8 protein-coding genes are annotated in these 7,623 nt (G+C 76.2%); 2 read left to right on the top strand and 6 right to left on the bottom strand.

Annotation, left to right across the window (positions count from 1 at the left end; translation table 11 throughout):
• Positions 1-23: 23 nt before the first annotated feature.
• The 3 genes from E4P41_RS14000 to E4P41_RS14010 are packed head-to-tail and all read right to left on the bottom strand — an operon-like array spanning position 24 to position 2,409.
• Positions 24-494: a DUF5130 family protein gene (locus tag E4P41_RS14000; RefSeq protein WP_135141859.1), complete on the bottom strand. Its 471-nt coding sequence runs from the start codon at positions 492-494 to the stop codon at positions 24-26.
• A 48-nt stretch (positions 495-542) separates the two neighbouring features.
• Positions 543-947 (bottom strand): hypothetical protein, encoded by a 405-nt coding sequence (locus E4P41_RS14005; RefSeq protein WP_135141860.1) that lies wholly within the window; start codon positions 945-947, stop codon positions 543-545.
• Positions 948-984: 37 nt separating this feature from the next.
• Positions 985-2,409 (bottom strand): amidase, encoded by a 1,425-nt coding sequence (locus tag E4P41_RS14010; protein ID WP_135141861.1) that lies wholly within the window; start codon positions 2,407-2,409, stop codon positions 985-987.
• A gap of 24 nt (positions 2,410-2,433) precedes the next feature.
• Between E4P41_RS14010 and E4P41_RS14015 the strand changes: the two genes are divergently transcribed.
• A complete protein-coding gene (locus tag E4P41_RS14015) occupies positions 2,434-3,645 on the top strand; it encodes an MFS transporter (protein WP_135141862.1) in 1,212 nt (403 codons plus the stop codon).
• 10 nt (positions 3,646-3,655) lie between these two features.
• On the top strand, positions 3,656-4,906 hold the full coding sequence (kynU, locus tag E4P41_RS14020) for a kynureninase (protein ID WP_135141863.1): 1,251 nt from the start codon (positions 3,656-3,658) through the stop codon (positions 4,904-4,906).
• Here kynU and E4P41_RS14025 read toward each other — a convergent pair whose 3' ends face one another.
• The 3 genes from E4P41_RS14025 to E4P41_RS14035 form a co-directional block, all read right to left on the bottom strand.
• Positions 4,907-5,581 carry a class F sortase gene (locus E4P41_RS14025; protein ID WP_135141864.1) on the bottom strand — a complete coding sequence of 225 codons (675 nt, stop codon included), beginning with the start codon at positions 5,579-5,581 and terminating at the stop codon, positions 4,907-4,909.
• Positions 5,569-6,705: a hypothetical protein gene (locus tag E4P41_RS14030; RefSeq protein ID WP_135141865.1), complete on the bottom strand. Its 1,137-nt coding sequence runs from the start codon at positions 6,703-6,705 to the stop codon at positions 5,569-5,571. Before E4P41_RS14030 ends, E4P41_RS14025 begins: the two co-directional genes overlap by 13 nt.
• A gap of 264 nt (positions 6,706-6,969) precedes the next feature.
• Positions 6,970-7,527, bottom strand: a complete 558-nt coding sequence (locus E4P41_RS14035) for a hypothetical protein (protein WP_167761086.1) — start codon at positions 7,525-7,527, stop codon at positions 6,970-6,972.
• Positions 7,528-7,623 lie beyond the last annotated feature (96 nt).

Here is a 7,623-nt window from a genome sequence, read left to right on the forward strand (position 1 = left end):
CGGCCTACCGGGCGACGAGGTGCTCAGTGGGTGCGCAGGCCGCGCGGGTGGCCGGCCTGGTCGGACAGTTGGCGCAGGCCGTTGACGATGCCGCCGACCAGGTCGCCGGAGGCGAAGGCGTTGGTCATCGACAGCACGGCCAGCGCGCAGGCCCGGTCGGGCAGCCGGCGCGATGCCGCAGCGCCCACGACCACCTCGACGACCCGCTGGCCCGGCGAGACGGCGAGCAGCACCGACTCGGGGAGGTCGTGACCGGAGCGCTCGAAGAGCTCCTCGGCTCGGGCGCGGGTCTGCGCGCCGAGGTCACCGATGTAGAGGGTGAAGCGCAGCCCGGTCTCCCGGGAGGACATGGTCAGCGCCTCGTCGAGGCGCGACAGCTCCCGGGTGCCGAAGATCGAGTCGGGGGCCCGGGCCTCGGCCTCGTCGTCCCGGGTCGGCAGGGTGCCGGCGGACGTCGCCGTGTCGTGCGAGGTGGTCTCGAGCGCGCTGGTCATCTGCGGCCTCCGGGAGCGCGGACGGTGGGGATGTCGGGAGTCACGCGGTCACCAGGTCCCGCGGGCGCCGCCGTAGGGGCGGGCCGCGGCCGTGTTCGCGCTCGCGGCGCTCAGGGCGTGCGAGCCGTGGCTCCCGGCGGCCGCGCCGTGCGGCGCGGTGGACGCGCCGGGCTGCCCGGTCGACCGCTCGCCGTGCTGTTCGGGGTACATCGACGAACCCAGCGCTGTGGTGCCGTCACCGGGGACGGCGGCCGGGCCGTGCGCCTGGGTGGGACCGTGGCCGTCGCCGGCCACAGGGTGCGGCTCGTACCAGACGGGCTCGTGATCCCACGGCTGGCCGGGCTTGTACCGGACCTTCCTCTGCCGTCCGGGGACGAGGGTCAACAGCGCGAAGAGCAGGACCACGGCCAGCGGGGCCACCGCGTAGACGAGGATGGTCTCGACGACGGTCACGCCCTCAACCTACCGGCAGCCGCCCGCTCCCTCCTGGTCAGTCCCACCCCGCGGGGTGACGGTCCGCCCAGGGCCGCGCCGCCTCCAGCTGGGCGGCGAGCGCGACCAGCGTGACCTCGTCCGCCGGGCGACCCACGAGCATCGTCCCGACCGGCAGCCCGTCGGGCGTCCAGTGCAGAGGGACGCTCACCGCCGGCTGCCCGGTGACGTTGAAGACCGCGGTGAAGGCGGCGTAGCGCTTCTGCCGCTCGAAGTCCGCGGCGCCGTCGCCGTCGGCGCCGAACCACCCCAGCGGCCGCGGCGTCATCGTGGTGACCGGCGCGAGCAGGACGTCGTAGCCGTCGGTGGCGGTGACGAAGCGGCGGGCGAACAGCCGCAGCGCGGTGAGCGCCTCCATCGCCGCCTGCGCCGAGAGCGCCAGGCCCCGGGCCCGCAGCTCCCGGGTCAGCGGCCGCAGCTCGCCGACCCGCTCCGGCGGCACCGGCAGCAGCGTTCCCGAGAGGGTCCACACCCGCTCGAAGGCGGCGAGGACGTCGGGGCCGAGCAGGCCGGGCGGCACGTCGACGACCTCGTGACCGAGGTCCGCGAGCAGCCGGGAGGCGTCGTCGAAGGCCGCCTGCACCGCACGCTCCAGCCCGGCGTCGGGCATGGGGGACTCCAGGTACCTGCCGATCCGCAGCCGGCCCGGCGGGCGGTCGGCGGCGCCGAGGAAGGTCTCCCCCGGCGGCAGCGGCGGCGCCCAGGCGGCGTCACCGGTCACCGGCCCGGCCATCGCGTCGAGCATCGCCGCGGCGTCGCGCACCGTGCGCGCGAGCGGTCCGTTGGTGCCCAGCCCGGTGACGTCGCCACCGAAGGGCGCGTTGCTCACCCGGCCCCGGCTGGGCTTGAGACCGACCAGCCCGTTGGCGCTCGCCGGGATGCGGATCGACCCGCCGCCGTCGCTGCCCTGCGCGAACGGCAGCATGCCGGCGGCGACCGCGACCGCCGCTCCCCCGCTGGAGCCGCCGGCCAGCCGGGTGGGGTCCCACGGGCAGCGGGCCGGGCCGGCCAGGAGGTTGTCGGTGTAGCAGGGGAAGCCGAACTCGGGCGTGTTCGTCTTGCCGATGCTGATCGTCCCGGCGTCGGCCAGCCGGGTGACGACGGCGTCGTCGACGGTGGGGACGTTGTCGGCGAAGACGGTGCAGCCGAAGGTCGTCCGGACGCCGGCGGTGTTGTTGAGGTCCTTGATGGCGGTCGGGACGCCGAGCAGCGGGGGCAGCTCGCCGCCGTCGCGCACCCGGCGCTCGGCGCGGCGGGCCGCGGCCAGCGCCCGTTCGGGGGTCACGGTGAGGAAGGCGCCGAGCCCGGCGTCGAGGGCCTCGACGCGGCGCAGCGCGTGCTCGACCAGCTCGACCGGACTCGCCTCCCCTGCCCGGACGGCGGCGGCCTGCTCGAGCGCGGTCAGGTCGTGGAGCTGGGTCACGGCGCCCGACGGTAGCCTCCGCCGGTGACGCTCGGCCGCCCGTTCCGGACCTTCTGGACCGCTGCGGTGCTGGTCAACCTGGGCGACGGCATCCGGCTCGCGGCCTTCCCGTTGCTGGCGGCCTCCCTCTCGGCCGATCCGTTCACCGTCGGTGCGGTCGCCGCCGCCGGCACCCTGCCCTGGCTGCTCACCGGCCTGCTCGCCGGGTCGCTGGCGGACCGGCACGGCGCGCGGGTGCTGCTCCCCCTCGCCGACGCCCTGCGGGTCGCGGTCCTGGCGGCGCTCGTGGCCCTGCTGGCGACCGACCGGGCCTCGGTCGCCGCGGTGGCGACCGCGGCGTTCCTGCTCGGCGTGGGCGAGACGATGCGCGACGTCGCGGCCGAGACCGTCGTCCCCCGGCTGGTGCCCGCGGCGTTGCTCGAGCGGGCCAACGGGCGGCTGTCGGCCGGCACCGTCGTCGGCAACGAGTTCGTCGGTCCACTGGTCGGCGGCACGCTGTTCGCGGCCGGCGCCGCGCTGCCGTTCGTGGTGAACAGCGCCACCACCGCCGTCGCCGTACTGCTCGTCCTGTCCCTGCCGGCAGCGGCGCTCACCGCGCTGGGGCCGGCGGTCCCTCCTGGTGAGGGGCGCGGCGCCGTCCACCGGCTCCGGGAGGGCGTGGCCTGGCTGGCGCGGGACCGGTCCCTGGGCACCCTCGTCCTCGCGGTCGCCGCGGTCGCGCTGGCCGACAGCGCCTGGTTCAGCCTCTTCGTAGTCTACACCGAGCAGCGCCTTGGACTGGGCGCCGTCGGCTTCGGGGCACTGCTCGCGCTGGGGGCCGGCGGCGGGCTGATGGGCGCGCTGCTCGCCGACCGGGTCATCGGAGGGCGCCGGCACCGCAGCGTCGTGACGTGGTCCGCGCTCGGAGCGGCCGCTCCTCCGTGCCTGCTCCTCCTCGTCGCCGAGCCGTGGGCGGCGGGCGTGGTCGTCGTCGCGTCGAGCGGCGCGTTCGGCGTCCTCAACGTCGCCACCGCCTCGCTGCGCCACCGACTGGTCCCCGACCCCCTGCGTGGCCGGGTCACGGCGGCCTGGCGGACCGCCGTGTACGGGGCCGGCGCCGTCGGTGCACTCGTCGGTGGCGCGCTGGCGAGCGGGGCGGGCCTGGAGGCGCCGTTCGTGCTCAGCGCCGTCCTGGGCACCGCGGTGGCCGTCGCCTGGTGGCTGGTCTCGGCCCCGCGGCCGCGGCCGGCCGGGTAGACACCGCCGCGTGGACCTGACCCGCGCAGCCGCCGAGGCCTGCGACGCCGACGACCCGCTGACCGGCTTCCGCGACCGGTTCACCGTGGACGACGACCTGCTCTACCTCGACGGCAACTCGCTGGGCCGGATGCCCTGCGAGACGCCGGCCGCGCTGGCGCAGGTGGTCGAGCAGGAGTGGGCGCGGGGGCTGGTGCGCTCCTGGCCGTCGTGGATCGGCGCGGCCGCCCGGGTCGGCGACCTGCTGGCCGCAGGGGTGCTCGGCGCCCGCCCGGGCGAGGTCCTGGTGGGCGACTCCACGTCGGTGGACCTCTACAAGCTGCTGGTCGCCGCCACCGACGCGCGGCCCGGCCGCGACGTGCTAGTCTGCTGCGCCGACGACTTCCCCACCGACCGCTACCTCGTGGCCGGCGTCGCGCAGGCCCGCGGGATGACGGTGCGGGAGGTCCCGGCCGACGTCGATCAGGGGCTGGACCCGGCGGTGCTCGCCGCGGCGCTGGACGAGCGGGTCGCCGTCGTCGTCCTGTCCGCGGTCGCCTACCGGTCCGGGGCGCTGGCCGACGTCGCGGCCATCACGCGGACGGCCCGGGACGCCGGGGCGCTGGTGGTCTGGGACCTCTCGCATGCCGCCGGTGCGGTGCCGGTCGACCTGGCCGCGAACGGCGTCGACCTGGCGGTGGGATGCACGTACAAGTACCTGAACGGCGGCCCGGGCGCGCCGGCCTTCCTCTACGTGCGCCGGGAGCTGCAGGAGCAGCTGCGCCAGCCGATCTGGGGCTGGTTCGGCCAGCGCGACCAGTTCGCCATGGGCCCGGCCTACGACCCGGTGCCCGGCATCGAACGGTTCGGCGTCGGGACGCCGCCGGTCCTGGGGATGGCCGCCGTCGAGGTCGGCGCCGGACTGGTGGCCGAGGCCGGCGTCGACCGGCTGGCCGCGAAGGGGCGGGCGCTCGGCGAGCTCGTCGTCGCCCTCGCCGACGCCTGGCTGGCGCCGCACGAGGTGGCGCTGGCCTCGCCGCGCGACCCGGCCCGCCGGGGGGCGCACGTCACCCTGGCCCACCCGCAGGCCTGGCAGCTCACCCAGGCCCTGGTGGACCGCGGCGTGGTCCCCGACTTCCGGACGCCGGACCGGGTGCGGCTCGGGCCGGCGCCCCTCTACACCTGCTTCGTCGACGTCTGGGACGCGATGGACCGGTTCCGCGAGGTGCTGGCGACCGGCGCGCACGAGGGCTATCCCACCGAGCGCGCCCGCGTCACCTGATCAGGACTCGGCGAAGATCACGAGGTTCTCGGTCGAGGCCCGGCCCCCGCCGCGCTGGAAGCAGGTGATCAGCACCAGCCGCCCCGGCGCCGCCTCCCACACCTCGGTGGCGTCGGGTAGCTCCCCCTTGGCGTAGCGCTCGGTGCGCTCGACGGTGTAGCTGACCGTGCCTTCCGGGGTGCTGACCTCGACCACGTCCCCCGCCGCCAGGGTGCTGCCCCCGCCGTCGGCCTCCATCAGCGGGTCGAAGCCGTACTCACCGGTGCCGGTCGAGTGCGCGGCGAGGTAGAGGGTGTTGTCGGCCTCCCCGGCCGCACCGACCGGGTCGCCGTAGGGCTCGATCCAGTAGGCGGCGGTCAGGGTCGGCGGGTTGATCGCCCCGCCCCGCGGGGTCAGCGGGAGCAGGGGCAGGTCCAGGTCCAGCGCCGGGACGGTCACGTGCACCTCCGAGGACGGCGTCGGCAGCGCCGTCCCCCCGGCCGGCAGCGCCGGCTGCGGCTCCTCGTCGGCCGGCGGAGCCGCGGTGGCGGCGGCCACCGGGTCCGGGGACCCGGTGGCCGCGACCGGCTGCTCGCCGTCGGTCAGGCCGACGGCGAGCAGCGTGCCCCCGGCGACGCCGAGGGCGGCGACCGCAGCGACGGCGGTGCGCCGGCCCGGCCGGGTCAGACCCCGCACGAGCTGCTCTCGGTCGCCGGACGGCGCCGGTTGCGGGCCACGGCGACGCCACCCGCACCGGCGAGCAGCAGCATCCCGGCACCCAGGGCGACGGCCGTCGACGTGCCCGACTCCGCCGCCTCGACGCCGGTGTTGGAGCGCAGGCCCGCGTTCACGACGGTGGCCTGAGGCGTCGGGGCCGCGGTCTCGGCCGGCGGCGTGACGGTCGCTGCGGCCACGGTGAGCTCCACGGCGATGACGGAGATGGCCCCTGAGGACGCCTGCTGGGCGACCACGAGGCCGTAGGAGCCGGCCGCCGTGCCCGCCGGGACCTCGAAGGTCGCCGTCGAGCCGGAGACCTGGACCGTGAGCGGCACCGCCGCGCCGGTCGGGTCGCCGTTGGCGTCCAGCGCCTGGAGGCCGACCTCGACACCGGTGAGGTCGGTGAGACCGAGCTCGCGCAGCACCGAGCCCGTGGTCAGGTCGAGCGTGACGGTCGAGCCGGCCGTCACCGGGACCGGGCACGGCGTGGTGGACGAGATCGCGCAGGGCACCTGCGAGAGGGCGACCAGCTCGGGCGTCACGGTCGCGGCGACGGGAGCGGCAGCGTCGAGTGCGAGCTCGTAGAACAGCGGGTCGTAGTAGGTGAACGCCGGGCCGAGGGTCGTGGTGAGCGGAGCGAGGAACAGCGTGGCGCTGTCGACGCCTGCCCCGTCGTCGGCCGGCAGGGTGACCGTGATGCTGCCGGTGCCCTGGCCGGTGATGACCAGGTCGTTGGAGTCGCCGGCCGCCAGGGAGGAGTCGTAGGTGACGTCCGCGATGCCGTCGCCGTCGTCGTCGAACTCGAGCATGGCCTCGACGGCGGTGGTGTCGAGCTCCGCGGGCAGCTCCACGGTGACCGTGCCGCTGTACTGGACGGCCACGGGCGTCGACGCCTGCGCGGTGGCCGGGTCGGCCATGGGGTCCGTGGCACCGAAGTTCTCGTCCGGGAAGGCGCTGAGCGCGACCTCGCCAGGCTCGAGGAGGATGACGACGTTCTCCGCGGCGCCTGCGGCGGGCGCGATGCCGACGAGGAGCACGGCGGAGCCGATGCCGACGAGGCCGAGGCGCTGGAGCGGCCGGCGGGCCTTGGTGGGGGTTGACATGAGAGGACACCTTCCGGCGACCGCAGCGCCCCAGCGGCGCTGACTGCGGCAGGAACGTAACGTCACCGGTCGGTTCAGCTGAGTAGGAGACACGCGGCGCGGGTCACGTGGGACGGGGTGTGACCAGAGTGTGACCTGAAACGTCGGTCAACTCGTCAGCCACTGCCCAATGACGCCCATCCCACAGCTCGCATCCCTGTCAGACCTTGACGTCCGAACCGCCATTCTCCGCCCCGTCTCGCCAACGTGCGGGGCGAAAAGCCGTCAGTGCAGCTCGGGTGCACCGATCGGGTTGCGGTCGGGCCAGGTGCCCGCGGCGACGACGGCGCGGCGTACCGGGCTCAGCAGCTCGGCCAGCCGGTCGCACCGCGCGTCGCCCAGCGCCTGCCAGGGACCCAGCGCCAGCCGGTCGGTGTCGGCCTCCACCGCGGCGACGATGGCCGCGCCCTCGGCGGTGAGCTCGTCGCCGGCCAGCCAGCCGCGGTCGGCCAGCTCCTCGGCGGCGGTGTCCCACGCATCGTCGTCCCACCCGCGGGCGCGCATCAGCCATTCCTTGTCCGTCCGCTCGGCCGCGGCGGCGAGCGCGTGCGCGCCCACCCCGGAGATCCCCCGCTGCAGCAGCGCGGCGTTGTGGCCGTCGCCGCGATGCTCGCGCAACGTGGTCAGGGACTGCCAGGCGGTCAGGTGCGGTCGCTCCGGCACCGGCAGCGCGGCGTTGGCCGCCGCCAGGGGGCGGCCGGGGCCGTCGATCGCCGCCGCGGCCACGGCGAGCAGCTCGGCCGTCTCCGCCGCCGCTGGCCGACCGCCGTCGCCGCTCCCCACGCCAGCTCGACCTGCGGCATCCACTCTCCACGACATGCATCGACGACAGGACGACCCGCGGGGAAGGCAGGTGGGCCGAGCGTAGAAGGTCGGCGA

The organism is Geodermatophilus sp. DF01-2 (genome assembly GCF_004571065.1).
Taxonomy (GTDB): Bacteria; Actinomycetota; Actinomycetes; order Mycobacteriales; family Geodermatophilaceae; genus Geodermatophilus.

Bases quoted from the DNA above. Each gene is read 5' to 3' on its own strand.
- E4P41_RS14000 (WP_135141859.1), bottom strand. From the start codon at position 494: ATGACCAGCGCGCTCGAGACCACCTCGCACGACACGGCGACGTCCGCC.
- E4P41_RS14030 (WP_135141865.1), bottom strand. From the start codon at position 6,705: ATGTCAACCCCCACCAAGGCCCGCCGGCCGCTCCAGCGCCTCGGCCTC.